Origin of the sequence: Burkholderia sp. BCC1644, assembly GCF_902833225.1 — a bacterium.
Taxonomy (GTDB): domain Bacteria; phylum Pseudomonadota; class Gammaproteobacteria; order Burkholderiales; family Burkholderiaceae; genus Burkholderia.
Genome location: NZ_CADFEI010000013.1, coordinates 177,379 through 202,586 on the forward strand (window position 1 = coordinate 177,379; position 25,208 = coordinate 202,586).

Here is a 25,208-nt window from a genome sequence, read left to right on the forward strand (position 1 = left end):
CCTGCTTTCATCCATGCTTTTCGAGCATGAATTTTCCATCGTACTTTTTGACGAAAGAATCAACCTTTCGAGCCAGAACGGCATCCTGCCCCTCAAGCGACAGACGCATCATCTCGATCTGCAGATCCTCCTGATCGACCATGTAATCCAGAAAATCCCTGCCATCCGATGGGCCGATATTTCTGAGTCGGCGCAATTCCTCGCAATAGACGACCGTTTTCGAGTACACGAGCTTCAGGAACGGCCCAAGAAGAAATTTCGGAACCGAGCCAAGCGCCCACGCTTTCAGCAGCGTGCCGGTGTCGGGTGCCACGTCGAACCCCCATCGAGCTGCTGCTTGACGATAAATGGGGGCATTGAATTCTTCCAGCCTCAGATAAGCCGCCCAAAGCGATTGACGCGGATCACCATCGAGACGATTGGCAAGGCGCGCAATGGCACGAATTGCAAATGCCCGATTCTGGATTTCGCCTTTGAATCCCTTGGAAAATTGACTGGCAATCATGAAAATAGTTACCTCACACGACGCTTGCCTTGCTCGAATCCATTTCTCCAGGCAGCGTTTTTAAGTTTTCCAATTGAAAATCTGCAACGTGACATCACGGCAGTGACGACTTATTTCGCCTCGGGCAGTCGCTCTTCGAATGCCTTGATCGCAGCGGCAATGGAACCGTCGAGATAACCCCGCGTCTGCTCCGACACCAGCGCGTCACCCACCAACGGATTCGCGACGCCGTCAGGGCGCGTGATCGTCGCCACCGAACGGCGATGCGTGAACGTATCGAATCCTGTCTTGCCGTGATAAGCGCCCGAGCCGGAGTTTCCGATTCCACCGAACGGCGCGCCAGGAAGCAGTGCATGCAACAGCCCGTCGTTGCGCGTGACCCCGCCACTCGTCGTGCGATCCAGGAAGCGCCGGAATTCCGCACCGTCGTCGCCGTACCAGTAGGCGGCAAGCGGCGCGGGGCGAGCCGTGATGTAATCGATCGCCTCCTGCAGATCGTCGTATCCATACACGACGAGCACCGGGCCGAATACTTCTTCGTCGGTTATCTCGGCCGACGCGGGGACATCAACCAGGATAGTCGGCGGAATCTTGCGCGACGCCCGATCGGGCAGCCGCCCAGCCTCGCCTTCCGGCGCTGCCACGTATTTTTTCGCGCCCTTCGCCGTCGCGTCAGTCACGAGGCCGACGATTCGGTCGAAATTTCGCTCGTTCACGATGGAAACGACTGCAGGATTCTCCAGACAGGAGGGAAATATACAGTTGTACTGAGTAATAAGCTTATCAACAAACTCGGTCACGATGCCTCTGGGTACCCAGACATAGTCCGGGCACAGGCAAACCTGCCCGCCGTTCACGACGCGCGTGGCCGCAATCCTGCTGGCCGCCAGATCCAGATCGGCATCGGGCGCGACGACGACCGGATTCTTGCCGCCAAGCTCGGTCGTCACGGGAACGAGATTCCTGGCTGCCACCTGCGCGACGATCGAACCAATCTTGGGCGAGCCGGTGAAGAAGAGATGGTCGAACCGCAACGCGGAGAAGGACTGCGACGTCGACAGGTCGCCGTGGATGAAGGCCACCTCCGCCTCGTCAAACGTGTCCGATACGATCTTCGCCAGCAAGCGCCCGGTTCTGACCTGATATTCCGGGAAATTCATCATGACGCGGTTCCCGGCCGCGAGCGCGCTCAGGGCCGGCTCGAACGTGAGCGTGACCGGAAAATTCCACGCGCCCATTACACCGACCACCCCCTTGGGTTTTTGCTGAATGAAGCCCCCGGGAATTGCTTCAGGCTCCATCCACTTCTCGATGTTGTCGAGCGTGTAGAGAATGTCTTCGGACCACGGCAACGCTTCGAGCGCCTTGGTCAGTTCGGGCGGACGGTTGCCGTAGTCGGCGCTGAGCGCTTCCGCAATCGCATCGAAGTTGGAAAGAACGGCAATCGCGAGCCGCCCCACCCGCGACTTTCGCACCTCGGCTGACGCCCCGCCCTCGGCAAGGAATGCCGCGCGCTGAACGTCGAGAATGCGTTCCAGTTCTGCCTTTTCATCCGTCATGGTCGTTCCCTTTCAAAATGAGGTGCCGGATGCACGCTTCATGGTCACCCGCTGCCCGATCGCGTTCCGGAGCCATCCGCCAACCCTGTGGAGCGCTCGTCCCGCCTTCTGTCGAATCGGAGCGCCATTTCGGCTGGCTGACGACAATTATGTCATATGACCTAGTTGGCGTTATACAACACAATCCCGGGTGGCGCAACACCGATCGCTGTTGCACTGCGAGAAACTCCACGGAGGCCGAGGGCCAAGATAGTCGACGGCCAAATGTTGTGACATGCACAAATATTGCGAAAATTGCCGGGTAAACCATCAAATATCGAAGCACAAAGACGATATCCATCGTCAGATGCAATGAGTCCGCGCACCAGGCGAGGCAACCGCAGGGGAAGCCGGTGACGAGCACTTCTTGCCCGCCGCACACCTGGTGCCGATCCATCCAATATCTTGCATAATTTGGTCGATCGACCTATAAATATGAATTCGCGCATCTCGAGTCGTCGCCCGACGCATCGCGCCACCTGGCAACTTCATCCGCCGGCGCGGGGCAACGGAACGCCACGAACACCATCGGCGTCAGCGTCGCATCGACAGGGGGATGGCGGGTTTATCGAAGTGAAGTCGGCTACGCCGGACGACGAGCGCGTCGTGTCCGAGCGCGGCAGACGCGTGACAAGGAGAGGGAAACCATGGCAACCATTGATCAGTCGGCCAACCACGAATCAGATGTACTAATTATTGGCGCAGGCCTCTCGGGCATGAAGGCTGCGCTCGAGCTCAGGGACGCCGGGAAGCGCGTTCTGATTCTCGAGGCGCGCGACCGAGTCGGCGGACGGTCCATGCCAGGAGAGGTCGGCGGCCAGACGGTCGACTTTGGGGGCCAATGGGTCGGTGCATCGCAAAAGCTGTTGCGGGAGCAAGCAACGGCGCTCGGCGTGCCGATGTATCGCCAATATACGAACGGCAACAGCCTCGTCAATATCGACGGCAAAGTGCACGCGTACACCAGCACGCCGAAGCTCCCTTTCTTGTCGACGCTGGAGCTTGGCCTGACCTTGCACCGGTGGAAGCGCGACATGCAGACGCTCCCCGTCGGCGCGCCGTGGCTGGCGGAAAACGCACTCCAGTGGGACGCCATGTCGATCGAGGTATGGATCGACAAGCACGTGGACACCACCGCTGCGCGCGACTTCGCGCGTCTCGTCACGAGCGCGATTACCTGCACCGAGACCTTGCACGTGTCGTATCTGTTCTTCCTGGAATGCCTGCGACAAGGGGGCGGCCTGGAAACGATGATGGGCGTCGATGGGGGCGCTCAGCAGGACAAGTTCCTCGGCGGTGCGTGGCAGATCCCGAAAAGAATGGCCGACCGACTGAACGGGTGCATCGTACTTGACGCACCGGTGAGCACGATCGAGCAGGATGAGAACGGCGTTCGTGCGATATGCCCGCAACGCACGTATGAGGCAAGGTATGCGATCGTCACCGCCCCGCCTGCGCTCGCATCCCGCATCCGCTTCACGCCGCCGCTACCCGCCAAACGTGCGGGACTGCTGCAAAGAATGCAGATGGGCGCCGTCATCAAGATGCACGTTGCCTACCCAACCCCGTTCTGGCGCCGTCGCGGGCTCAATGGATCGGTTGCCAGCGTCGGCCGCCATCTGGGTTTTGTTTTCGACCAGTCGCCGGCGGATGAAAGTGTCGGCGTGTTGGTGGGCCTGATCGAAGGCAATCACGCGCTTGAACTGAGCGGGCTCGGCAAGGCAGCGCGCCGCGAGCATGTCATTGCCGATCTCGTCCATTACTTCGGCGACGACGCGGCGGCCCCGCTCGACTACGCGGACCATGACTGGACGACGGACGAATGGGCGCTCGGCGGGTACGCATCCCATATGCCGCCCGGCGTTCTGACCTCGTACGGCGACAGTATCCGCGAACCGTTCGGCCGCATTCATTGGGCGGGCACCGAGACGGCGACGGAATGCATCGGCTATTTCGAGGGCGCGCTGGAGTCCGGGATCAGGGCGGCGGACGAGGTGATCAAGGCCTTGCGCTGACCGCGGGCCCGCACCCCGGCATCTTCCGGGTTCATGCTGTGCTGGCGATGCGCGGACAACGCGTTATATTCTCGTCCGAGGCGGGACGACGCACTCGCATCCGCGGCAGACGTCCCGCGCTCGCCGCATTCCCCGACGCGTTTCCTCACCCAGCGAGAACGAAACAATGGACCACGCGCAGTACTTCAGCCAGAGCTCGATCCAGGGCGCGAATCTTCGCCTGCACTATCTGTCGCAGTTGCTGCGCGAGCAGACAGGCTCGATCGTCCAGTACGGCATCCTTCGCGGGTTTCCGATCGGCTTCAGCCACTGGGCGGAAGTCGCCGTCGGCGGCTACCTGCTCGGCACCTATGAAATCGCCGTCTGCGCGATCCTCGAGGCGCTTGGCTCGCCCGAAAGGGTGCTGGTCGACCTCGGCGCCGCCGACGGGATCTTCGGCATCGGCCTGGTCCGGAACAACGTGTTTGCCCGCAGCCTGTGCTTCGAGATGGACGAGCAGCGCCGTCAGGCCATCCAGCACCGCGCCGCGGAGATGGGGCTGGCGGACCGCGTCGCGGTCTACGGCAAGGCCGATCGCAACCTGCCCGCAGTCCTGTCGGAGCACGGCGGCGCGCCGGCCGAACGCGTCATCCTGTGCGATATCGAGGGCGCGGAGTTCGACCTGTTCGACGACGCGCTGCTGGAACAGCTCTCCGGCAGCCACGCGATCATCGAAATCCACGACTTTCTGCTGTCGGACCCGGAGCAAGCCGCGCGCGCATTCGACGAACTGAGCCAGCGCGCGAGCAAGCACTTCCACGTATACGAGATCCGCGACGGATTGCGGGACATTCGCAATATCCCGTTGCTGCGCCACTGGTCGGACTGGGACGCCTGGCTGATGTGCGTCGAGGCGCGTTACCGGATGATGCGATGGCTCTGGCTCGAGCCGAAAAGCCAGCCGCGGCGCTCCGATCAGGACATCGATCGCCTGATCCTCGACTACCAGCGCCGGATCTTCACCGCCTGACGCGCTCGCGCCGGCACGCATCGGGCTACCGCGTGTCCGGCTGCCGCTACGCCATGCGTGCCGCACGACGATCTCCCACGCGGCATGACATGCCTGCCCCGGCAACGTGAGCGCGCTCAGCGCGATGCGGCACGAAATTTCCGCTGCTCCGTACTTTTGTTAAATAGCTTGAATGACCGACAACCCGTCGGCAATTTGCCTTACCATCCGGCCGTCATCCTCGCTGATGCCGAACACGGCCGACCGGCCGCAGGCAACGGCCGTGGTTTTTTCTATCGGCAGCTCGAATCGGGCGCCGATTTCATTCGAACGCCAGGACCGATCATGTTCCAGTCCCCGGGAGATTCATTCGTCAGCGGTTCGTTGCTCGGCCTGTGCGTCGAGGTGCCGCTCGCCGCGCTGGTTTCGCTGGCCATGCACGGCGTCGACTGGAACGGGCAGCGCATCGCGATGCTGGTCGCCACGCCCGTGCTGATCGCGTGTATCGCGCTGCTCACCCGCCCGGTGGCGTTCAGCACGATCTGGAAGCACAAGCGCTCGCCGTTCGTGCTCGACGACAATGTTCGCGCGTCGATTTACGGCCGGCTCAGCGGGATCGCGCTCGGGCTGGTATTCGGCATCATGGTCGCGACGACGTTTTCCTGATTCCGCACGCCCGATCGCTCGATCGCTCGACGCAGCCCGCGTCGGGCCCGACGCATCGCCCGTTCGCACGGGCATCGCCGCGCGGCACTGCCTCACCCCGCCGCAACCACCGGATTGAACGACGTATCCCACAACGGCGCGACATTGGCCGGCCCGTCGAGCACGCCGATCCGGGCGAACACATCCGCAACCTGTTGATGCTGCGCGACCACGTCAGGCGTCACCGGCAGCAGCGCAAAGTCTTCGCTGCGCTGGTCGAACATCGTGACGAGATCGGCAACCGGCACGCGCGTCTCGCGGTTCTGCGCGAGCGCGTAGTCGCGGAAATGCCCGTTCGCCCACGCATACGCGTGCCGGAACCGCAGCAGCAGATCGCCGGTGGCCGCGCGACGGCGCGCATCATCGAGTGCGCGAGGATTCGCGTACACCGGGAAATTGCCCGACAGATAACCCTTCCCCGTCTTCAGCACGCGCGCACCGTAGCGATTGCGCGCGAGTTGACCGTTGTAGCCGTAGATCGCCCACGCGTCGATGTCGCCGCGATCGTACGCGGATAGCCCGTCGGTCGGCGACAGGTTGATCGGCTGGATATCGTCGAAACCGAGGCCGGCCTCCGTCAGCTGGCGATACAGGAAATAGTGCGACGTCGTCGCGCGCACGTAACCGACGCGCTTGCCCTTCAGGTCCGCGATGCTGCGGATCGGCGTGTCCTTGCGCGCGAGCGTGACCTGGTTGTTCAGGTCTTCGCGCACCCGCGAAATGAACCGCACATTGGCTTTCTGGCGCGCGGCGAACACCGCGGGAATTTCGCTACCCGAACCGATATCGAGCGCATCCGCATTGAGCGCCTCGATATGCAGCACGCCGTTGTTCAGCTCGCGCCAGTCGATCCGGTACGGCGTGTCGCCGAGCCCGGCCGCCTGCAGCAGCGCACGCCAGCCGCCCTTGTAGGTCGCGACGCGCAACGTCGTGCCGGCGAGATCGGTGTTGACGACCGGCGCCGCGAACCCGGCCCTCGCGGCCAGGGGTGCCGCCACGACCGCGGCGCCGGCGAGCAGCAGGCGGCGGCGTGCCGCCGAGATAAACGACATCGGGTGCTCCTGTCGATCGAGAATGAGTCGTTGGAACCGTCGCGTCAATGCAGCGCCGGAAATCCGTGGCGTTCGGCCAGCAGCGCGAGGATGCGGCGCGCGTCGGTGACGAAGCGCACGTCGCCGAGCGTCTGCGCGTCGTCCGGCGCCGGCTGGTCGCGACCGAGTACAAGGACCGGCAGGCCCTGGTGCGCATCGTCGAGCGCGTCGATCACCGCGGGCCGCGGCCGCTCGAAGCCGACGCGCTTCACGTCCAGGCGGCCGGCACGATCGGGGGCGCTCGCCAGCAACCCTTCGATCGACAGTCCGTGCGGACAGACGAAGCGTTGACCCGGATGCTTCGGATCGGCAAAGCCCGGTTCCAGCAGAAACAGCACATCGCGACTCATCTCAAACGGCTCCTGTGTTCGTTGATCCACCCATCCGGGATGAACGCGCTTGCGTGCGCTGTCGTTCCCGGAGCATGCCGGCCCGCGACCGGATGCCCGACTCTACCGTCACGCTTCGCGTGGCCCTACCAACGTTTTACGGAATCGATATGCGGGCGCGCATAGCGCAACGATGGCTCGCCGCACAGCGGGCGTTGCGTAAAAACATCGTGATCGCGGCCGCAGGTGCTGCGTACATCGAACGATTTCATCGATCGATATGACGGCGCGCACGGCTTTCCGGCGCCAGGCGTACGCCGTCCGTGCGATGCATTCGCCGCAGCGTGCGCGCCGGGCGCGATCGCGACGAACATGCCGGGCCGACGGCAACGCACATTACAAATCGGCCGCGCCGCGATTTACAAACCACGGATCGACCGTTCGTCGGCGCGCCCGTCATCAATAGCATCGTGATCCTCACAGACGTACCCATAAAAACAGAGGATAGTCATGATCAAAAAATCGGTAGTCCTGGGTTTGGTTTCGATCGGTTCGGTCAGTGCGTACGCGCAGAGTTCGGTCACGTTGTACGGCGTCGTCGACGCCGGCATCGCGTATACGAACAACCAGGGCGGCGCGAGCAACATCCAGCAGACGAGCGGCAAGCTGAGCGGCAGCCGCTGGGGCCTGAAAGGCGCGGAAGATCTCGGTGGCGGCCTGCAGGCGGTCTTCACGCTCGAAAGCGGCTTCCGCCCGAGCGACGGCGGGCTCGGCCAGGGTGGCCGCCTGTTCGGCCGCTCCGCGTACGTGGGCCTCGGCAAGAAGGGCCTCGGCACGCTGACGTTCGGCCGCCAGTACGAGCCGATCACCGACCTCGTCGCGCAGTACTCGGGCGCCGGCTTCTGGTCGCCGGCCACGCACGTGGGCGACAACGACAACCTGAACCAGAGCTTCCGGCTGAACAACGCGGTGAAGTTCCGCAGCGACACGATCGCCGGCTTCACGGCCGACCTGCTCTATGCATTCAGCAACCAGGCGAACGGCGGCGCGGGCACGGGCTTCTCGAACAACAACGCGTGGGGCGCATCGGCGAACTACGTGAACGGCCCGCTGTCGGTCGGCGGCGGTTATGTGCGGTTCAACCACCCGAACGCGACGTCGAACACGAGCGGCGCGGTGGGCGGCGCGACCTCGACCACCGGCAACGACTACAGCGGTGCATTCTTCTACGGGCTGAACGGCGGCGTGCTCAAGCAGCAGATCGGCGCGCTCGGCGCGAACTACGCGCTCGGCCGCGCGACGCTCGGCTTCGCATGGAGCCATACGCAGCTCGACTACGTCGATGGCTCGTCGCGCAAATTCAACAACTACGACGTGAACGCGCGCTACCAGATCACGCCGGCCGCCACGCTGATCGGCGTCTATACGTTCACCGACGGGCGCGCGAGCGGCCTGCCGGGCACCGGCGGCCAGACGCTGAAGCCGCGTTGGCACCAGTTCACGCTCGGGTTCGACTATGCGCTGTCGAAGCGCACCGATATCTACGTGTCGGGCATCTACCAGCTCGCGGCCGGCGATGCGAGCACGGCCACGCCGGGCGGCTATCGCAAGATCGCGGCGATCTCGAACATCGGCAGCGCGTCGTCGACGAACCGGCAGCTCGCCTTCGTCAGCGGGCTGCGCGTGAAGTTCTGACGGCACGCGTAACGGGCGCGGCACGATAAGCAAAGCGGTTTTCGTTGTTTGCCGCGCCGCGCCCGGTTGCCGAGAATGTCCGTTTCCCCGCGCGCGGCCGCCTGCGTAGACGCCGAACCGCACCGGCTTCGTGCCCGTCGTCGTTGCCCAGCGTGCGCAACCCTCGCCAGGAGCCCGCCATGAGCGACACCGTCCTCGCCGCCCCGCTCGCGCCGTCGCCGTTCGTCGACGTCCGTTCGCCGGCGGATTTCCCCGACAGCCCCGTATCGCGAGCGCTCGCGCAACCGCTGATGCTCGGGCTGTTTCTGCCGATCCAGGCCGGCGGATGGAGTGCGTCGACCTTGCCGCGTTCGACCGACTGGACGTTCGACTACAACGCCGACCTGGTCGCGCGCGCCGAGGCGCTCGGCTTCGATCTCGTGTTCGCGCTGTCGCAGTGGTTGCCGAAAGGCGGCTACGGCGGCGTGTTCGACGGCCACGCGCTCGATTCGTTCATGACGCTGGCCGCGCTGACCGCGCGCACCGAACGGATCATCCTCGTCGCGACGAGCCACGTGCTCTACGGGCCGTGGCATCCGCTGCATTTCGCGAAATTCACCGCGACGCTCGATCACATCTCGCGCGGGCGCTGGGGCATCAACGTCGTGACGGGCCACCGCGCGGTCGAACACGAGATGTTCGGCTGGAACCGGATCGAGCACGACCGCCGCTACGAGCTTGCCGCCGAATTCCTCGACGCGGTCCAGCAGTTGTGGGCGCAACCGGACAACTTCAGCTATGCGCCGGCGCTGTCGAGCTGGCGCCTGGGCGGCGCGTTCGTGACGCCGAAGCCGCGCTACGGACGCCCGCTGCTGATCAACGCAACGGGCTCCGACGCCGGCATCGAATTCGCGGCGCGCTATTCGGACATCGTGTTCGTCACGAGCCCGGCCGGCCCCGACGCCGAACGCGCGATCGACGCGCTGCCCGCGCATGCCGCTCGCGTCAAGGCGGCCGCCGCCGCACACGGCCGGACGGTCCGCACGCTGCTCAATCCGCTCGTGATCTGCCGCGAGACGGCGGCGGAGGCGCGCGCGTACCGCGACGCGATCGTCGCGCATGCCGACGAAGGCAGCTTCCACCGCTTCGACAGCGACGCGCATGCGTGGCGCGGCGGCTTCGACCAGCGTTCGCAGGCCGCGGCGCGCGCGATCGGCGGCAACATCTCGATCACGGGCTCGCCCGACGAAGTCGCCGACACCATCGTGCGGCTGCACCGCGCCGGCATCGACGGCATCCAGTTGAGTTTCTACGACTTCAAGCCCGATCTCGACTTCTTCGGCGAACGCGTGCTGCCGCTGCTGCGTGAAGCCGGCCTGCGGCGCTGACGTCCGGTCTCGAAGGCCTGCCGCAATGCGCTCAGAACACGCGCCCTTCGGTCAGGTGCGTCGTCACGCCGTTCAGCTCGTAGTCGCCGATCACGCGGGCCTTGTGCAGTAGCGGGTTGTGACTGAAGATCGTGCGCAGGTTGCGCCAGTGCCGGTCGAAGTTGTGTGTGCGCGCCGTCGCCGACGCGCCGCCGACTTCGAACAGCCGCTCGGCCGCGTGCAGCGCGAGCTTGCTGACGATCAGCTGCGTTCGCGCGGTCGCGAGCGCACTGTCGAGCACGTGCGCATGCGCTTCGGCGTCGCCCGCTTCGATCGCGTCGGCGGATCGATCGAGCGCCCGCGCGTTTTCACGGACGAGCGCGTCGACCGCGTGACTGTGCGCGGACAGCTCGCCGACGACTTGCTGGACGAAATGATCGTCGCGCGCCGTCGGCGCCGGGCTGTGCAGCGCCGGACGTCCGTGCGCGAGCACGTAGCGGCGCGCATCGGCCACCACGTTGCGCACGATGCCCGCGCCCGTCGCGACGAGATGCAGCTGCCGCAGCGCGCCGCAATGGCGGCCGACGAGCGTCGAACCGTCGCGCGCGGCCACTTCGTGCGCGAACACCTGCACGTTGTCGAGCAGCAGGCTGCCGCTCGCCGTCATGCGCTGCCCCATCCCGTCCCAGTCATCGAGCACCTGCACGCCGTCGCGCGCGACGGGAACGATCACGGCCAACGCGCCGCCCTGCTCGTCCTCCACGTTGATGCGCGCGAAATCGGCAAACGCGGTGCCCGTCGAATAGTATTTGTGGCCCGTCAACCGATGGTGATCGCCGTCCCGGCGCAGCACGGTCGTGTTCTCGCCCGGCCGCGACGTGCCGAGCTCGGTCGACGCACCGCCGAAGATCGCGCCGGCCAGCACGCGTTCGAGCTGCACGTCGTTGAACGGCGTGCGCGGCGACAGCCGCAGCGTCTCGGTCTGGTCGTAGTGAATGCGCAGCGCGTGCGCGAGATTCGAATCGGCGGCGGCCAGCGTCGCGATCGTGTCGAACAGATCGACCAGCGTGCCGCCGAGGCCGCCACGTTCCGCCGGAATCCGCAGCGCGCCCAGCGCCGAGCGCCGAAAGATCGCGAAACCGTCGAACGGCAGTTCGCGGCGCGCCTCGCGTTGCGCGGCATCCTGACCGATCGCGTTCGCGAGATCGCGCAGCGTGGCGAGCGCGTCGCGCAACGCGTCGCGCGGATCGACGGCATCACGGGCAGTCATCGGGCAAATCCTTGTGCGAGAAGAGCGGGAGCGTCGCGGCGTGGCGTGGCGCGATCGCGGCTTCGCAAAGTATAGGGACGCATCCGGCGCACGTGAAAAGCCGATTTCAGCTTTTGTTATGCGTGCGCCGGGATTGGTCGCGCACCGCCGTCGCGTCAGTGCTGGATGCCCCAGCGACGCACGGTCACGCGCTCGAGCGTGTCGAACACGAGATTCTCGACGAGCAGGCCGATCACGATGACGGCCGCCAGGCCCGCGAACACGCGGTCGGTGTACAGCTCGTTGCGGTTCTGGAAGATGTACCAGCCGAGCCCGCCCTGCCCGGCGCTCGCACCGAACACGAGCTCGGCCGCGATCAGCGTGCGCCACGCGAATGCCCAGCCGACGCGCAGGCCCGACAGGATCGACGGCAGCGCGGCCGGCACGAGGATCAGCGCGATCTGGCGCAGGCCGGTGAGGCCGTAGTTGCGTCCGGCCATCTTCAGCGTAGCCGGCACGCCCGCGAAGCCGGTATACATGCTGAGCGCGAGCGGCCACAGCACCGCATGCACGAGCACGAACAGCAGGCTGCCGGTGCCGAGCCCGAACCACAGGAGCGCAATCGGCAGCAACGCGATCGACGGCAGCGGATTGAACATCGACGTGAGCATCGTCAACAGGTCGCGGCCGATGCGCGTCGACACCGCGAGCGACGTCAGCACGAACGCGAAGAACACGCCGAGCGCATACCCGCGCAGCAGTACCGACATCGAGATGCCGGTCTTGACGAGCAGTTCGCCCGACTCGATGCCCTGCACGAATGCAGCCAGCGTCGCGCCGAAGGTCGGCACGAGCAGGTCGTTCGCGACGATGCGCGCGACGGTTTCCCATGCGGCGATCAACACGAGCGCGATGACGCTGCGACGAAACCATCCGGCATCGACGATGCGGCGCACCAGCGGGGCCGGCGCCGCGCGTTCGGCATCGGGCAGCGTATCGAGCGTGCGTTCGTACTCGGCGCGAACGGGCGGCAGCGGCGACAGGGGCCGATCGATCGTGCTCATGAAGCGGCCGCCTCCGTCGTCGGTACGCCCGTCGCATCGGTGTCGAACAGCAGGCGATGAATCCGCGCGACGTTGTCGCGGAAGTCGCCGGTATCGACGCTGTCGAGCGAATGCTCGTGACTGTTGAGTTCCGCGCGTACGCGGCCCGGATGCGGCGACAGCAGCAGGATCCGGTTGCCGACGACGAGCGCTTCCTCGATCGAATGCGTGACGAACAGCAACGTGAAGCGGAACTCGTCCCACAACCGCAGCAGTTCCTCCTGCATCTTGCGGCGCGTGAGTGCATCGAGCGCAGCGAACGGTTCGTCCATCAACAGCACGCGCGGCTGCATCGCGAGCGCGCGCGCGATCGCGACGCGCTGCTTCATGCCGCCCGACAGCGTGTGCGGATAGGCATCGGCGAATGCGCTCAATCCGACCTTGTCGAGATAGTGCAGCGCGCGCTCGCGCGCGTCGGCACGCGACAGTTTCGCGGCGGCGCGCAACGGAAACGCGACGTTCTCGACGACTGTCTTCCATGGCGGCAACTGGTCGAACTCCTGGAACACCACGACACGATCGGGCCCTGGCCCGCGCACGGGTTTGCCGTCGAGTGCGATCGAACCGGACACGGGCTCGATGAAACCGGCGATCGCCTTCAGCAGCGTCGACTTCCCGCACCCCGACGGGCCGAGCAGCACGAAGCGATCGCTGCCGTACACGTCGAAGCTCACGTCGTGCGTTGCGCGGACGATCCTCTCGCCGCTCCGGTATTCGAGGCTCACGCGATCGATGGCGAGCAGACGCTCGCTGTGCGACCGGGCCTGCGCGGCGTCCACGCCGGACCACCCGGCAGCAGGTGTGGCGGGCGCAGCCTGAGCGGCGGACGACGCACCGCGGCGCGTCGCATACGGCGGTAGCCAGGTTCGGAGAGAAGTGGCGTTCACGATCGGGACTCTTGCGGGGAAAGCATCAACATACGGCCGCGCATCGTGCGGACCAACCATCGATTGCGCATATCGAAACCGCGCCGACGCATAAGCGTCGATCGCGGCGTCGAAGCGCCGGCGCGGCTCAACTGCCGCCGGCAGTCGCCGGATCGTCGAAGAAGTAGTCGCGCCACGACTTCGGCTCGTTACGGATCGCGCCGGTGCGATGCATGAACTGCGCGAGCGGCAGCGTGTTCTGCGGCGCGGTCTTGAACTGCACCTGCGGATTGCGCAGGATTTTCAGCAGCAAGGCGCGATCGATCTTCGATGCATTCACGCGGATATACGTATCGGCCGCGCGCTCGGGATCGGCCGCGATCTGCCGCGCGGCGTCGGCCAGCGCGGTGACGAATGCGCGGTAGGTCTTCGGGTTGTCGTTGCGGAATTTTTCCGTTGCATACAGCACCGTCGCGGAGCTCGGGCCGCCGAGCACGTCATAGGAATTCAGCACGATGTGCGCGTTCGGGTTGCCGGCAAGTTCCTGCTCCTGGAACGGCGGATTGCCGAAGTGGCCGGTGATCACGCTGCTGTTCGCGAGAATCGCGGCCGTCGCGTCGGGGTGCGGAATCGCCTGCGTGAGCGCGTCGAGCTTGTCGAACTGCTTGTCGCCCCACTGCTTCGCGGCTGCGTACTGCAGCACGCGCGACTGCACCGACACGCCGACTGCCGGCACCGCGATGCGGTCCTTCGCGCTCAGGTCGGCGATCGTCTTCACGCTCGGGTTGCTGCTGACGAGGTAGTACGGGAAATTGCCGAGCGACGCGACGCCCTTCACGTTCTGCCGGCCGCGCGTGCGGTCCCACACGGTCAGCAACGGCCCGACGCCCGCACCGGCGACGTCGACCGCGCCCGACAGCAGCGCGTCGTTCACGGCCGCGCCGCCCGACAGCCGCACCCAGTCGACCTTGATGTCGAGGCCGGCCTTGCGCCCTTCCTTCTCGATCAGTTGCTGGTCGCGCGCGACGTTCAGCATCAGGTAGACGACGCCGAACTGCTCGGCGATCCGGATCCGGCCCTCCGCGTGCGCGGTTTGCGGGACGACCGCGCCGGCAAGCGCGAGCGCGGCGGTGAGCGTGGCCGCCAGCGCGCGGCGCGCCGGCAAGAACGAAAACGACATCGGAACTCCGGTCAGGATGGGGCGGATGAATGACGCGGCACGCGGCTCAGAAAGGCGCGTCGCCTTCGATCGTCGTGCGGAACAGCTTGCGGCGCAGGTGGTCGGGCGTGCCGGCGGCGAGATGCATCAGCGACCGGTTGTCCCAGAACACGAGATCGTGCGCGCGCCACCGGTGCCGGTACTGGTGCTCGGCGCGGACGCTGTGCGCGAACAGCTCGTCGAGCAGCGCGCGGCTTTCATCGTCCGGCAAGCCGACGATGCGGGTCGTGAAATGCTCGCTGACGAACAGTGCCTTGCGGCCGGTTTCGGGATGCGTGCGCACGACCGGGTGGACCACCGCCGCCACCTGGGCGATCTGCTCGGGCGACAGGTTCGGCCGCCACGGGCTGCGCGCCTGCAGCTCCGCATAACGCGCGAGATACGTGTGCTCGGCGCGTCGCCCCTCGATCGCGCGGCGCTGGTGGGCCGGCAGCGTGTCCCATGCAAGGTGCATGTTCGCGAACAGCGTGTCGCCGCCTTCCGCCGGCAATTCCTGTGCGTGCAGCAGCGAGCCAAGGCTCGGCTTTTCCTTGTACGACAGGTCGGAATGCCAGAAATGACCGGCGTCGCCGAGCCCGACCGGCTTGCCGTGCTCGACGATGTTCGACACGATCAGCACTTCCGGATGCCCCGCCAGCGCGAACTGGTGCAGCACGTGGATCTGCAGCGGGCCGAAGCGGCGGCTGAACGCGATGTGCTCGTCCGGCGTGATGCGCTGGTCGCGAAACACCAGCACGTGATGGTCGAGATGCGCGCGATGGATGCGCGCGAAACCGTCGGCGTCGAGCGGTCGCGACAGGTCGAGGCCGATCACTTCGGCGCCGAGCGGCGCGTCGAACGGAACGATCTCGAAGCGTTGCGCCGCGTCGCCCTGCCACGATGCGGGCGCATGCCCGGCGGAAATCGATGCGGCGTCGCGGATGGCGGTAGTCGTCACTGCACGGCCCCTGATTCGGTCAAAACGCGAATCTACGAGTGCCTGCCGGACTGCGTCAACGAAGCGATTCGGATACGTTTATCTGCTGCGGTGATAAAGATTGCTGCTCGCGCATACGGCCCGGCCACTCGCGGTTGCCCGACGCGCGAAACCCGCCGTTCGTGCCCCTCAGGATTCCGTCGGCGGCGCCGGGACCCGTGCGATGCCGTCCGGATAGCGGAGCTCGATCGCTCCGTGCTTGTCGCGGATCCCCGACGGCGGCACGGCCTCCACGCTTGCGCGATCGACGCCTTCGCACACGGCCAGGTTCCTATCGGTGCGGTAGTAGACGCGCTGGTCGTCGACCGCGAACGACCAGTTCAGGAAACGCAGGCTTGGCGCGTCGATCCCCGGCAACGGCTTGCGGTAGTTCTTCCCCCATAGCAGGTGGCCATCCGCATCGATCAGCACGTCGTGAAAAACGGCGCGTGCCGTTTCGACGTCGATACGCCCCGGCGCGGTCACGATCTTGCCGTCGTAAAGAATCTGCCCGCCGAGCCGCGCATAGCGATAGCCGAGGCCGGCCACACCGGCCGGATCGTCGATGCCGCGCTTGCGCACGCCGGCACAGAACAGGTGCTTCGCATCCCGTGCGTACGCGCTGCCGATATGCGTGAGGCTGGCCACGTCGGCCTTGACCACGGTCAGATGGCACTGGCCGCGATCGGGATTGTGAATGTCGCGATCGAAGTAGTAAGCCTGCCGTGCATCGCGATACCAGTCGCCACCGAGCGATTCCAGCGTGGCCGCGTCGCCGTCGGCGATGAGCCCTTCGCCTGCGTCGTCGTAGCGGGACGCGGCGCCGGCCGCGTAATAGCGCAGCCCCGATGCATCAGCCGCAAAGTTGTCGACCAGATGCCGGAAAGTGCCGAGATCGAAATGGTTGAGCGCGTGATAGCGATGCCCGCTGCCGACGCGCGCCCATACGCGTTCGCCATCGGTATGGAACGGCCCGCCGAGCAGCGCCAGCGGCGCTGTCCGCGTGTCGCGCCGCTGCCGCGCTTCGGTCTCCTGCCGGCGCTGCGCTTCCTCTGCGTCGTAGATCGCCTGCTGCTCCGGCGTGACGGCCGACGCGTCCAGGTGTTTCTGCATGTGCCGCGTATGCAACGACTGTACGGTCGCGATGCAGAACACCGCGTGCGGCACCGCGCGCAGATACAGCGCCCAGTCGTCGGCGTCGTTCCGGTAGAACCAGTGCACCGACTCGCCGCTCCATCCGGCCGGGTCCGTGCGGGTCAGCAACGCAGCCTTGACGTCCTTGACCTTGCCGGGCACGACGAACGTGAGGCTGTAGTCGCTTGTTCCGAAGTCATCGAGGCTCTCATCCTCGAACAGGCTTCGCATCAGTTTTTCGAGTTCTTGTAAGGTCATGGGCGCATGTCGACCCGGTGACGGGCCACGGAATGAAAGGATGTGCGTCGGTCATTCTAATCGTGGCGACATGCGCTGCCCCCGCCGGGACATTCAGTCGGCCCATCGCATATCCGTCCGGATACGAACATGTCGTCGATCGTCGGCTCATCGTTTCTGGCTCCCGATCGGGAACGAAATAGGCAATCCGTTACCTATGCGATCAATTCGTATCCGTACGGATACGAACTGCCTCCCGCTCCGGCGAGTTGTGCAATACTGTTCCCGATCAGATACGAAGCACGGAGGACGTCATGCAGGAGATCCTGCCCGTCAGCACGATCGGCGCACTCGCCAACCTCATCCGCGCGGCACGGCTCCAGCAGGGGTTCACGCGTGACGAACTCGCGAACGCCACGGGGCTCTCGCCGAAATTCATCAGCCAGGTGGAAGCCGGGAAACCCACCGCGCAAGTCGGGAAGATCCTGCTGCTGCTCGGCGAACTGGGCATCAGCCTGCTCGCGCAATCGTCCATCGAGATTTCGGCGGCAAACGTGCTGAAGGCGGCGCAACGCCGCAGGAGCCGTCATGGCGACTAGAACGCTGACCGCATCCGCGAACGGGCTGCGCATGGGCACGCTGACCGACGACAAAGGCGTCTGGTCGTTCACGTACGACGCACAGTGGCTGGCATCGCCACGCGCGTACCCGCTGTCACCCGCCTTCCCGCTGCGCGCCGGCACCTTCACCGACACCTCGACCGATCGCCCGGTTCAGTGGTTCTTCGACAACCTGCTGCCGGAAGAAGGCATGCGCACGTCGCTTGCGCGTGAGGCCAAGGTCGATGCCGCCGACGCATGGGGCCTGCTCGCATACTTCGGGCGTGAATCGGCCGGCGCGCTTACGCTGCTCGCCGAAGGCGAGCAGGAAGCAGCCGGCAGCACGCAGCCGTTGCCGCTCGACGAACTCGAGCGCCGCATCCAGGCGATGCCCGAACATGCGCTGACGGCCACCGCGCCCAAACGCATGTCGGCGGCCGGCGCACAGCAGAAGCTGCTGCTGATCCTGCGCGGCGACGCGCCGGACTACACGCTGTTCGAGCCGGTCGGCAGCGAACCGTCGATGCATCTGCTGAAACCGGACATGCGCGCCGCCGGCTATCCGCATTCGGCGATCAACGAGTTCTTCTGCATGAAGCTCGCGAAGCGGATGGGTCTCGACGTGCCCGACGTGCATTTCCTGCGTGCGCCGTCCGCGTGCTACGTGATCGACCGCTTCGACCGCGATACCGCATCGGAGGCGGCCGCGCGTCTGCATACGATCGATGCGATGCAGTTGCTGAACTACGATCGCGGCTTCAAGTACCAGCGCGCAAACGCGGAAGAACTCGGCCGCGCGATCGCACAGACCAGCACACGCGCACTCGCACGTCTGTCGGTATTCCGCTGGACGATCTTCAACGTGGTAGTCGGCAACGGCGACGCGCACCTGAAGAACCTGTCGTTCTTTGTCGATGTGCGAGGCTACCGGCTCGCACCGTTCTACGACATCGTCAGCACGGTCGTCTATCACACGCCCACGCACCGGCCCAATCATCGCGGCGATCATTGGCCGCACTGCGAACTGACGATGCCGCTCGGCGCGGCGACGCGCTTCTCCGACGTCGACCTGGGTGCGCTTGTCGCATTCGGTAACGCGCTCGGGCTCCGGGAGAAGGCCGCCGAAAGCGAGCTTCTGCGCTTTCTCGAACCGCTCGATCGCAGCGTCGCGCAGACTCTCAACGAAGTGCGCGACGCCGCGCGCCCCGACGCCGGGGAAATGCGCCTGCTGAACTCGATCATCGCGATGCCGATTGCGGAGATGGGCCACGCGCTTCGGAACGCGCGCCAATAGATGGCCACGCGCGCGGCGCGCGCAACGCTCGACCGTCGACGCACTGGCAGCGTGCTGCCATGTATCGCGCTCGACGTTCACGCTCCATTTCAAGCGGCGGCCGGGATTCGGGCCGCTCGAATACATGCTTCGGTGGCACGACCGAAGCTGCAGTTTCATCGACTGGATTCATTCGCATCAACGATATCGGGATAAGTATTCTTATCACAACGTATCTATTTCTCGATGAAACTGGCCTTCGCACGAATCGTCGCACCGCGCGCGACACCGTGCCAATACACGGCAACTCGGCGGGCAAACGCTGCGCAACGTGCGAGCGACACGCCGCGCCGGCGCGTTACCCGCGCGTATGCCGCAATTCGCCGTCGATCTGCTGCGGCAGCCTCAGCAGGTTGAAGATCGGGCAAACGGCTTCGACCGCCTGATGCAACGCACGGATGGCCTCCGGCGGCTCGGGCGACGCGATGTCCAGCGTATAGCGGAGGTTGTGCGGGAAGACCGGGACATGCTCGAACCCCGGCTGCTGCGCGAGCGGATGCTGGTCGCCGGTCACCTCGACCGCGATCGAGTCGATCTTCAGGCCGCGCTCCGCAGCCTGGATCAACGTGATATGCGTGAGGCAACTGCCGAGCACGCCGAGTTGCAGTTCTGGCGACGCAGGCCCGAGGTTATAGCCCGCGAAATCGGGCGGGCTGTCGCTGATCACCTGGAAATCGCGAATCCGGATCTCGCGCACGCCGCTGCGGCCGAGCGCGCGTACGGTCGCCTTCAGCGGCGTCGCCTTGAAATCGGGATCGTTGCGTGCCGCTTGCTGCTTCGCGTGCCATGCAGCGCGTTTTTGGGCGAGATAGTCGTTCAGGGTCGTCATGGTCAGGTCACGGGCCAGCGGCACGCGGAAGGAGGAGCAAGTCGCTGCGGTTAAAGGCGATCAGTCGATCGCCGGAATCCATGCGGCCGTCGCCGCGTCGCTCGCGCGGAACGCCGGGAACTTCGCGCCGAGTTCGGCCACGGTGCGAATGTCGTTTTTCACGAGATCGTCGCGCGTGATCAGCGTCGGCCTGACCGCGATGCGTGCGCCCGGATTCTGGCCGGCGACGAGCAGCGCCGCGGCCCGCACGGACACGGCCCCGACGACCGCGGGATTGGTCGCGGCCGTCGCGACCCATGCGCTGTCCGGCGCGCGGATGGCCTCGATGTCGGCCGTCGAGATGTCCGCGCTATAGATACGAACCTTCGACGACAGCCTGGCCTCGTCCGCCGCGAGCTTCGCGCCGCGCGCGAACTCGTCGTAAGGCGCGAATACGACGCGGATGTCCGGGTTCGCACGATAGGCGGCGGCCGCCTGATTCGCGACCGATTGCGCGATCGGCGTGTCGACGGTGCCCCACCGCGCCTTTTCCCGAACCTTCGGGTGCGCGCGCTTGAAATCCCGCCAGGCCGCATCGCGCCGGTCGAGCGGCGCGAATCCGGCCACATAGACGTAACCTGCCGCGAACGCGTCGCCGTTGTCCTTGACGGCCTGATCCAGCAGCAGGTTCGCGAGGTCCCGATCGTTCTGTTCGATCTGCGGCACCTTCGGATTGGCAAGATCGACGTCGAACGCGACAACCTTGATGCCCTTGTCGAGTGCACGCTGAACGACATCCTTCAGCGACTCGGGCAAGCCGTGGTTGACGATGATCGCGGACACGCCGATGCTGATCGCCTGCTGGATCTGCTCGCGTTGCTCGGCCGCATCCTGGCGGCCTTCGTAGATGCGCAGATCCACGCCGAGCGCACGTGCCTGCTTCTGCGCGCCGGCCTCGTACGCCTGGAAGAAGTCGCCGGTCGACAGGTAGTTGACGAGCGCGATCTTCACGCCGCCCTTGTCGAACGGCGCCGGCGCGCCCTTGAGCGGTCCCGCGTGTGCCGCGGACGTACCCAGCACGATCGCGGCACCCACGACGAGCGCGCCGATCTTCAGGTCGATACGCGACTTCCGGCGAAGCAACGATTGCATGGCGTGTCTGCCTCCACATCGAACGATATCGGCCCAATCTATCAGTGCGACACACGAACGCAAACCGATCGATTCTGCAATGGATATTACTTTGGATAACAAACTATCCGAAACCGGCGAAGCAGTGAATCGACGAGCCTGTCCGCACCCGCGCCGGGCGCCGCGCCAGCGCGCATCATGCGCGGGCATCCGCACGGCGACCGATGCCGAACGTAAACGCAAGCGCCAGCACGAGCAACACGCCCTTGATGAAATCCTGCATGTAGTACGGCGCGTTCAGCATCGTCAGCCCGTTGAGCAGCACGCCGACGAACACCGCCCCGACCACCGTACCGAAGACGTTGGGCCGCTTTGCGCCCCACACCGCGTATCCGATCAGTGCGGCGGCCACCGCGTCGAGCAGCAGCGAGTGTCCCGCGCTCGCGTCGCCGCGGCCGACCCGCGCGGCGATCAGCACGCCGCCCAGCGACGCGATCGCGCCCGACACGACATACGCGGCGACACGATAGCGTGCAGCTGGCGCACCAGCCAGCCGTGCCGCCGTTTCGTTGCCGCCGATCGCGTAGATCACGCGGCCCCAGCGCGTCGCCTCCATCGTGACGCAGGCCAGCACCGTCACTGCCGCGAGGATCAGCACGGGCAACGGCACGACGTCGAACGCGCGCAGCCGGCCGAGCGCAAGAAAGGCGGCGGGGAACACGCCCGTCGCGTCCGTGCCGTCGGGCAACACCGAGCCGGTCGCGAGCGAACGGCCGCCGGTCGGGATCAGCTGCAATCCGGCCAGCAGGAACAGCGTGCCGAGTGTCGCGAGCTGATCGGGCACGCGCAACCGCGTAATCAGCACGCCGTTGAACCATCCGGCGGCGACACCAAGCGCGAGGCACGCGATCACGGCGGCCAGCGCGCTGCCGTGCCAGACGACCAGCACGTAGCTCGCAGCCATCTGTGCGGTCGCGGCCACGCTGCCGACCGACAGGTCGAAGCCACCGGCCGCGAGCGTGACGGTCACGCCGATGCCGAGCAACGCGACGATCGACACGGCCTGCAGGATGCTGAACAGATTGTCGAGGTTCAGGAACGCGGGCTCCCTGAGCGCGAACACGATCACGAGGACGGCCAGCACGAGCAGGATGCCCGTGCGTTCCAGTGCATCGCGGATGCGGGCCGGCGCGGGACGCGACCGCTCGCCGGGCGAGGCGGGCTGCATGACGGAAGGGGGAACGGATTTCATGAGGTAGCTTGCACGACGGTAGAAACCGGATGCGGACGATCGAGCGTGGCGCGATCGAACCGCACGATACGATCGGCGATCTCGGCCGCTTCCTCGAGATCGCTGACGAACACGATCGTCGCGCGCTCAGGCGCATGACGCCTCAGCAAATCGACGATATCGGCACGCGCACCCGCATCGACGCCCTGAAACGGCTCGTCGAGCAGCAACAGCCGCGCAGGCTCGGCGTGCCAGCGAGCGAGCACGACCTTCTGCTGATTGCCGCCGGACAGGCGGGCCACGCGATCGTCCGGGCCCGTGCAGCGAATGCCGAACCGGGCGATCGCCGCCGCCGCGACCGCGCGTTCGCGCGAGCGACGCACCGCGCCGCTCCCGAACCAGCGCGACAGGAACGGAAAGCCGATCGTGCCCGCGATCGATGCGAACGGCACGCTGTCGGGAAACAACGACGTACGCCAGCGATCTTCGCCGGCCAGGAATACGCCCGCGCGAATCGCGTCGGCCGGCGAACGCGGCCGCCATGGCCGGCCGTCGAGCGTCATCTCGCCGGCCGCCGCACGCTCCGCACCGAAGATCGTATTGGCGAAGCGCGACTTGCCGCCGCCGACCGGGCCTGCGATCGCGACGATCTCGCCGCGCCGGACCTCGAGGTCGAACGGGGTACTGGTCGGCGTCAGCCGGATCTGCCGCGCACTGAAGCCCGGGCCGGACCCGGACTGCCCGTCGCGAACCGGCGCCGACGCACGCGCGCGCGGCAATGCGCGTCCGATCATCGTTTCCACCGCCGCATCGAAATCCACCGGCGTGGCCAGATCGGCAACGATCCGGCCATCGCGGACGATCGCCACGCGATCGGCGATGCGACGCAAATCGCCGAGCCGATGCGACACCAGCAGGATCGCGACGCCGTCGCGGCGCAACGCATCCACCAGCCCGAACAGCCGCTCGGCCTCCGGCGCGGACAGGCTGGCGGTCGGCTCGTCGAGAATCAGCAGCGACGGCTGACTGGCCAGCGCGCGCGCCATCGTCACACGCTGCTGGTCCGCCAGCGACAGCGAGGCCAGCGGCGCCGCCAGGTCGACGTCGAGCCCGACGCGCTCGGCGAGCGGTCGCGCCGCGGCGCGCCGCGCGGCCGGCGGCACGCGCCAGGCCGACGCCGGATCGCACAGCCGGTCCAGCAACAGGTTGTCGGCAATCGACAGCGTCGGCACGACCGTATCGGCAACCGACTGGTGCACGGTCGCAACGCCGAGCCGCTTCGCGGCATGCGGCGACGCCGGTCGATAGGGTTCGCCGCGCAGCGCCAGCGTCCCGCCGTCCGGCCGCAGCGCGCCGCTCAGGATCTTGACGAAGGTCGACTTGCCGGCACCGTTCGCGCCCATCAACGCGACGACTTCGCCGGCCTCGATCGACAGATGCAGCGCCGACAGCGCGACGGTCGCGTCGAAGCGCTTCGCGATGCCCGCGGCGCTCAGGACGGGCGGCGGCATGAAGCAATCCGGCCGGTTGTCACGGATGGCTGCCGCAACCCGTTCGCGCCTTCCCGTTTCGCCGGTATCGGCACGTCATGGTTCATGTCTCGCGACTCCCCTGTCGTTCGTTTCGCCGTGGCCGACGGCTCGTTCACCCTGCGCCCGTTCATGCCGGCGCGGTCTCGTGCCGCAACGCCGGCAGTTCCAGGTTCGCGCGGAAATCTCCGCCCACATAATCGGTGTCGAGCAGATCGCGGCGTCGCAATTCGGGCAGCAAACCGTTCAGCAGCAAATCCTCCTGGTCGGGCTGGCCGAGCCCGTGCAGCGACAGTACGTCGACGAGTCCCGCGCGATAGCGCGTCTCGATCGCATCGGCGAGCTGCTCCGGCGTGCCGGCCACGAACCAGTGGCCGGTCTCCTGCGCGCGGACGATCAGCTCGCGCAGCGTCAGCCGCTGGCGCGCGTAGCCGACGAAGATCGCAACACGCCCGCGCCGGCGATGCACGCTGTCGATCGCCGGCAACAGCGATTCCGGCAACGGCTGATCGAGCGGCAGGCCGCGCAGGTCGACACGACCGCCGAGCATGTCGGCGAGCTTCAGCCTGCCTTGTTCGTAATCGATGCGTTCATGCTTGTCGCGCAACCGCCGTGCGACATCGGCATCGGATTCGCCGATCACCGAATGAAACGAATTCATCACGAGCGGCGGCCGGTCGCCGCGACCGAATGCGGCGGCCTGCCGGTGCAGCTCGGCGACGAACACGCGGGCATCGTCGAGCGTCGGCTGCGACGTATAGACGACTTCCGCATACCGCGCACCGAGCGCCACGCCGCTCGCCGACTGCCCTGCCTGAAACAGTACCGGCCGCCGTTGCGGCGAGGGCGGCACGTTCAGCGGCCCCTGGACCTGAAAGTGCGCGCCGCGGTAGTCGATCGGGCCGAGCCTGAGCGGATCGACCGAAATGCCGCCGCCGCGCCCGCGCCGCGTCGCGTCCGGATCGTTCGCGTCGAACAGCGCGTTGACGACTTCGACGAATTCGGCCGCGCGTGCGTAACGGCGCTCCGGGTCGGGCAACGCCGCGTCACCGAAGTTTTCCTCGCCGACCGACGACGTGACCGCATTCCACGCGGCGCGGCCGCCGCTCACGTGATCGAGCGTGCCGATCAGGCGCGCGAGGTTGTAGGGATGGTGATACGTGGTCGACACGGTCGCGACGAGCCCGATTGCCGAGGTCGCCTGGCTCAGCGCCGCCAGCGCGACGATGGGCTCCTGGCTGCCCGTGTTGCCGGCAAGGCCGGCTGTATCGGCCTGCAGCAGGTCGGCGGTAAACAGGCCCGTGATCTTCTCGGCTTCCGCCTTGCGTGCGAGCGACGCCGCGCGCCGCACGCCCTGCGCAACCTCCGCATCGCCGGGTGCGTACAGCACGCTGGCCGTGCCGACGAGCGTCTTCAGCCGTCTGCGGGCCCGGCTCATGACGCGGCCCCGGTCATCGCGCCCGTGCGTGCGGTGCGCGCCATGCGTCGTTCGCCATCGTCGTTCATCTGCACTCCTCGTGATTCCGTTGGTTCGGGCGATGC

At 66.2% G+C, this 25,208-nt stretch carries 22 protein-coding genes and 1 pseudogene; 8 read left to right on the top strand and 15 right to left on the bottom strand.

Features of this window, described 5'->3' with window-relative positions; genetic code table 11:
- Positions 1-7: 7 nt before the first annotated feature.
- Both HWX87_RS25210 and HWX87_RS25215 read right to left on the bottom strand, forming a co-directional pair.
- The gene (locus HWX87_RS25210) at positions 8-505 is read right to left on the bottom strand and encodes a hypothetical protein (protein ID WP_176049795.1); all 498 of its coding nucleotides are present in this window, start codon (positions 503-505) and stop codon (positions 8-10) included.
- A 110-nt stretch (positions 506-615) separates the two neighbouring features.
- The gene (locus HWX87_RS25215; RefSeq protein ID WP_176049796.1) at positions 616-2,064 is read right to left on the bottom strand and encodes an aldehyde dehydrogenase family protein; all 1,449 of its coding nucleotides are present in this window, start codon (positions 2,062-2,064) and stop codon (positions 616-618) included.
- Positions 2,065-2,750: 686 nt separating this feature from the next.
- Between HWX87_RS25215 and HWX87_RS25220 the strand changes: the two genes are divergently transcribed.
- The 3 genes from HWX87_RS25220 to HWX87_RS38105 all read left to right on the top strand — a co-directional run bounded on the left by HWX87_RS25220 (position 2,751) and on the right by HWX87_RS38105 (position 5,772).
- Positions 2,751-4,118, top strand: a complete 1,368-nt coding sequence (locus tag HWX87_RS25220) for a flavin monoamine oxidase family protein (RefSeq protein WP_176049797.1) — start codon at positions 2,751-2,753, stop codon at positions 4,116-4,118.
- A 166-nt stretch (positions 4,119-4,284) separates the two neighbouring features.
- The gene (locus HWX87_RS25225) at positions 4,285-5,127 is read left to right on the top strand and encodes a hypothetical protein (protein WP_176049798.1); all 843 of its coding nucleotides are present in this window, start codon (positions 4,285-4,287) and stop codon (positions 5,125-5,127) included.
- 84 nt (positions 5,128-5,211) lie between these two features.
- Positions 5,212-5,772, top strand: a complete 561-nt coding sequence (locus tag HWX87_RS38105; RefSeq protein ID WP_244137749.1) for a hypothetical protein — start codon at positions 5,212-5,214, stop codon at positions 5,770-5,772.
- 92 nt (positions 5,773-5,864) lie between these two features.
- On the opposite strand, the gene HWX87_RS25235 is transcribed toward HWX87_RS38105, so the two are convergent.
- Both HWX87_RS25235 and HWX87_RS25240 read right to left on the bottom strand, forming a co-directional pair.
- Positions 5,865-6,863, bottom strand: coding sequence for an ABC transporter substrate-binding protein (locus tag HWX87_RS25235; RefSeq protein WP_176049799.1), 999 nt, complete (start codon positions 6,861-6,863; stop codon positions 5,865-5,867).
- Positions 6,864-6,907: 44 nt separating this feature from the next.
- Positions 6,908-7,252 carry a DUF3088 domain-containing protein gene (locus tag HWX87_RS25240; protein WP_176049800.1) on the bottom strand — a complete coding sequence of 115 codons (345 nt, stop codon included), beginning with the start codon at positions 7,250-7,252 and terminating at the stop codon, positions 6,908-6,910.
- 489 nt (positions 7,253-7,741) lie between these two features.
- Between HWX87_RS25240 and HWX87_RS25245 the strand changes: the two genes are divergently transcribed.
- Both HWX87_RS25245 and HWX87_RS25250 read left to right on the top strand, forming a co-directional pair.
- Positions 7,742-8,926, top strand: a complete 1,185-nt coding sequence (locus HWX87_RS25245) for a porin (RefSeq protein WP_176049801.1) — start codon at positions 7,742-7,744, stop codon at positions 8,924-8,926.
- 179 nt (positions 8,927-9,105) lie between these two features.
- On the top strand, positions 9,106-10,293 hold the full coding sequence (locus tag HWX87_RS25250) for an LLM class flavin-dependent oxidoreductase (RefSeq protein WP_176049802.1): 1,188 nt from the start codon (positions 9,106-9,108) through the stop codon (positions 10,291-10,293).
- 31 nt (positions 10,294-10,324) lie between these two features.
- Here the strand turns inward: HWX87_RS25250 and HWX87_RS25255 are convergent, their stop codons facing one another.
- The 6 genes from HWX87_RS25255 to HWX87_RS25280 all read right to left on the bottom strand — a co-directional run bounded on the left by HWX87_RS25255 (position 10,325) and on the right by HWX87_RS25280 (position 17,056).
- The gene (locus HWX87_RS25255; RefSeq protein ID WP_176049803.1) at positions 10,325-11,542 is read right to left on the bottom strand and encodes an acyl-CoA dehydrogenase family protein; all 1,218 of its coding nucleotides are present in this window, start codon (positions 11,540-11,542) and stop codon (positions 10,325-10,327) included.
- Between the two features lie 155 nt (positions 11,543-11,697).
- A complete protein-coding gene (locus HWX87_RS25260) occupies positions 11,698-12,585 on the bottom strand; it encodes an ABC transporter permease (protein WP_176049804.1) in 888 nt (295 codons plus the stop codon).
- Entirely contained in the window at positions 12,582-13,571 is a 990-nt protein-coding gene (locus tag HWX87_RS25265; RefSeq protein WP_176049805.1) for an ABC transporter ATP-binding protein, read from the bottom strand. The genes HWX87_RS25260 and HWX87_RS25265 overlap by 4 nt, the downstream gene beginning before the upstream one ends.
- Positions 13,572-13,638: 67 nt before the next feature.
- Positions 13,639-14,670 carry an ABC transporter substrate-binding protein gene (locus HWX87_RS25270; RefSeq protein ID WP_176049806.1) on the bottom strand — a complete coding sequence of 344 codons (1,032 nt, stop codon included), beginning with the start codon at positions 14,668-14,670 and terminating at the stop codon, positions 13,639-13,641.
- A gap of 46 nt (positions 14,671-14,716) precedes the next feature.
- The gene (locus HWX87_RS25275) at positions 14,717-15,646 is read right to left on the bottom strand and encodes a TauD/TfdA family dioxygenase (protein ID WP_176049807.1); all 930 of its coding nucleotides are present in this window, start codon (positions 15,644-15,646) and stop codon (positions 14,717-14,719) included.
- Positions 15,647-15,814: 168 nt separating this feature from the next.
- The gene (locus HWX87_RS25280) at positions 15,815-17,056 is read right to left on the bottom strand and encodes a DKNYY domain-containing protein (RefSeq protein WP_176049808.1); all 1,242 of its coding nucleotides are present in this window, start codon (positions 17,054-17,056) and stop codon (positions 15,815-15,817) included.
- 293 nt (positions 17,057-17,349) lie between these two features.
- Between HWX87_RS25280 and HWX87_RS25285 the strand changes: the two genes are divergently transcribed.
- The 3 genes and pseudogenes from HWX87_RS25285 to HWX87_RS38355 form a co-directional block, all read left to right on the top strand.
- Positions 17,350-17,634 carry a helix-turn-helix domain-containing protein gene (locus HWX87_RS25285; RefSeq protein WP_176049809.1) on the top strand — a complete coding sequence of 95 codons (285 nt, stop codon included), beginning with the start codon at positions 17,350-17,352 and terminating at the stop codon, positions 17,632-17,634.
- Entirely contained in the window at positions 17,624-18,928 is a 1,305-nt protein-coding gene (locus HWX87_RS25290) for a HipA domain-containing protein (protein WP_176049810.1), read from the top strand. The genes HWX87_RS25285 and HWX87_RS25290 overlap by 11 nt, the downstream gene beginning before the upstream one ends.
- Before the next feature lie 22 nt (positions 18,929-18,950).
- Positions 18,951-19,064: pseudogene (locus tag HWX87_RS38355) on the top strand (helix-turn-helix transcriptional regulator); the annotation flags it as partial.
- 201 nt (positions 19,065-19,265) lie between these two features.
- Here HWX87_RS38355 and HWX87_RS25295 read toward each other — a convergent pair.
- From HWX87_RS25295 to HWX87_RS25315, 5 genes are all read right to left on the bottom strand, one after another.
- Positions 19,266-19,796 carry an OsmC family protein gene (locus tag HWX87_RS25295; RefSeq protein WP_176049811.1) on the bottom strand — a complete coding sequence of 177 codons (531 nt, stop codon included), beginning with the start codon at positions 19,794-19,796 and terminating at the stop codon, positions 19,266-19,268.
- A gap of 60 nt (positions 19,797-19,856) precedes the next feature.
- Positions 19,857-20,927, bottom strand: a complete 1,071-nt coding sequence (locus HWX87_RS25300) for a substrate-binding domain-containing protein (protein WP_176049812.1) — start codon at positions 20,925-20,927, stop codon at positions 19,857-19,859.
- 175 nt (positions 20,928-21,102) lie between these two features.
- Complete coding sequence (locus HWX87_RS25305) at positions 21,103-22,158, bottom strand: ABC transporter permease (protein ID WP_176049813.1); 1,056 nt, start codon at positions 22,156-22,158, stop codon at positions 21,103-21,105.
- Entirely contained in the window at positions 22,155-23,648 is a 1,494-nt protein-coding gene (locus tag HWX87_RS25310) for a sugar ABC transporter ATP-binding protein (RefSeq protein ID WP_176049814.1), read from the bottom strand. Before HWX87_RS25310 ends, HWX87_RS25305 begins: the two co-directional genes overlap by 4 nt.
- Positions 23,649-23,796: 148 nt before the next feature.
- Complete coding sequence (locus HWX87_RS25315; protein ID WP_176049815.1) at positions 23,797-25,104, bottom strand: NtaA/DmoA family FMN-dependent monooxygenase; 1,308 nt, start codon at positions 25,102-25,104, stop codon at positions 23,797-23,799.
- Positions 25,105-25,208 lie beyond the last annotated feature (104 nt).

Excerpts from the sequence above, each read along its gene's own strand:
- HWX87_RS25210 (WP_176049795.1), bottom strand. The coding sequence starts at position 505 with ATGATTGCCAGTCAATTTTCCAAGGGATTCAAAGGCGAAATCCAGAAT.
- HWX87_RS25215 (WP_176049796.1), bottom strand. The coding sequence starts at position 2,064 with ATGACGGATGAAAAGGCAGAACTGGAACGCATTCTCGACGTTCAGCGC.
- HWX87_RS25220 (WP_176049797.1), top strand. The coding sequence starts at position 2,751 with ATGGCAACCATTGATCAGTCGGCCAACCACGAATCAGATGTACTAATT.
- HWX87_RS25225 (WP_176049798.1), top strand. The coding sequence starts at position 4,285 with ATGGACCACGCGCAGTACTTCAGCCAGAGCTCGATCCAGGGCGCGAAT.
- HWX87_RS38105 (WP_244137749.1), top strand. The coding sequence starts at position 5,212 with ATGACATGCCTGCCCCGGCAACGTGAGCGCGCTCAGCGCGATGCGGCA.
- HWX87_RS25235 (WP_176049799.1), bottom strand. The coding sequence starts at position 6,863 with ATGTCGTTTATCTCGGCGGCACGCCGCCGCCTGCTGCTCGCCGGCGCC.
- HWX87_RS25240 (WP_176049800.1), bottom strand. The coding sequence starts at position 7,252 with ATGAGTCGCGATGTGCTGTTTCTGCTGGAACCGGGCTTTGCCGATCCG.
- HWX87_RS25245 (WP_176049801.1), top strand. The coding sequence starts at position 7,742 with ATGATCAAAAAATCGGTAGTCCTGGGTTTGGTTTCGATCGGTTCGGTC.
- HWX87_RS25250 (WP_176049802.1), top strand. The coding sequence starts at position 9,106 with ATGAGCGACACCGTCCTCGCCGCCCCGCTCGCGCCGTCGCCGTTCGTC.
- HWX87_RS25255 (WP_176049803.1), bottom strand. The coding sequence starts at position 11,542 with ATGACTGCCCGTGATGCCGTCGATCCGCGCGACGCGTTGCGCGACGCG.
- HWX87_RS25260 (WP_176049804.1), bottom strand. The coding sequence starts at position 12,585 with ATGAGCACGATCGATCGGCCCCTGTCGCCGCTGCCGCCCGTTCGCGCC.
- HWX87_RS25265 (WP_176049805.1), bottom strand. The coding sequence starts at position 13,571 with ATGGTTGGTCCGCACGATGCGCGGCCGTATGTTGATGCTTTCCCCGCA.
- HWX87_RS25270 (WP_176049806.1), bottom strand. The coding sequence starts at position 14,670 with ATGTCGTTTTCGTTCTTGCCGGCGCGCCGCGCGCTGGCGGCCACGCTC.
- HWX87_RS25280 (WP_176049808.1), bottom strand. The coding sequence starts at position 17,056 with ATGACCTTACAAGAACTCGAAAAACTGATGCGAAGCCTGTTCGAGGAT.
- HWX87_RS25285 (WP_176049809.1), top strand. The coding sequence starts at position 17,350 with ATGCAGGAGATCCTGCCCGTCAGCACGATCGGCGCACTCGCCAACCTC.
- HWX87_RS25290 (WP_176049810.1), top strand. The coding sequence starts at position 17,624 with ATGGCGACTAGAACGCTGACCGCATCCGCGAACGGGCTGCGCATGGGC.
- HWX87_RS25295 (WP_176049811.1), bottom strand. The coding sequence starts at position 19,796 with ATGACGACCCTGAACGACTATCTCGCCCAAAAACGCGCTGCATGGCAC.
- HWX87_RS25300 (WP_176049812.1), bottom strand. The coding sequence starts at position 20,927 with ATGCAATCGTTGCTTCGCCGGAAGTCGCGTATCGACCTGAAGATCGGC.
- HWX87_RS25305 (WP_176049813.1), bottom strand. The coding sequence starts at position 22,158 with ATGAAATCCGTTCCCCCTTCCGTCATGCAGCCCGCCTCGCCCGGCGAG.
- HWX87_RS25310 (WP_176049814.1), bottom strand. The coding sequence starts at position 23,648 with ATGCCGCCGCCCGTCCTGAGCGCCGCGGGCATCGCGAAGCGCTTCGAC.
- HWX87_RS25315 (WP_176049815.1), bottom strand. The coding sequence starts at position 25,104 with ATGAGCCGGGCCCGCAGACGGCTGAAGACGCTCGTCGGCACGGCCAGC.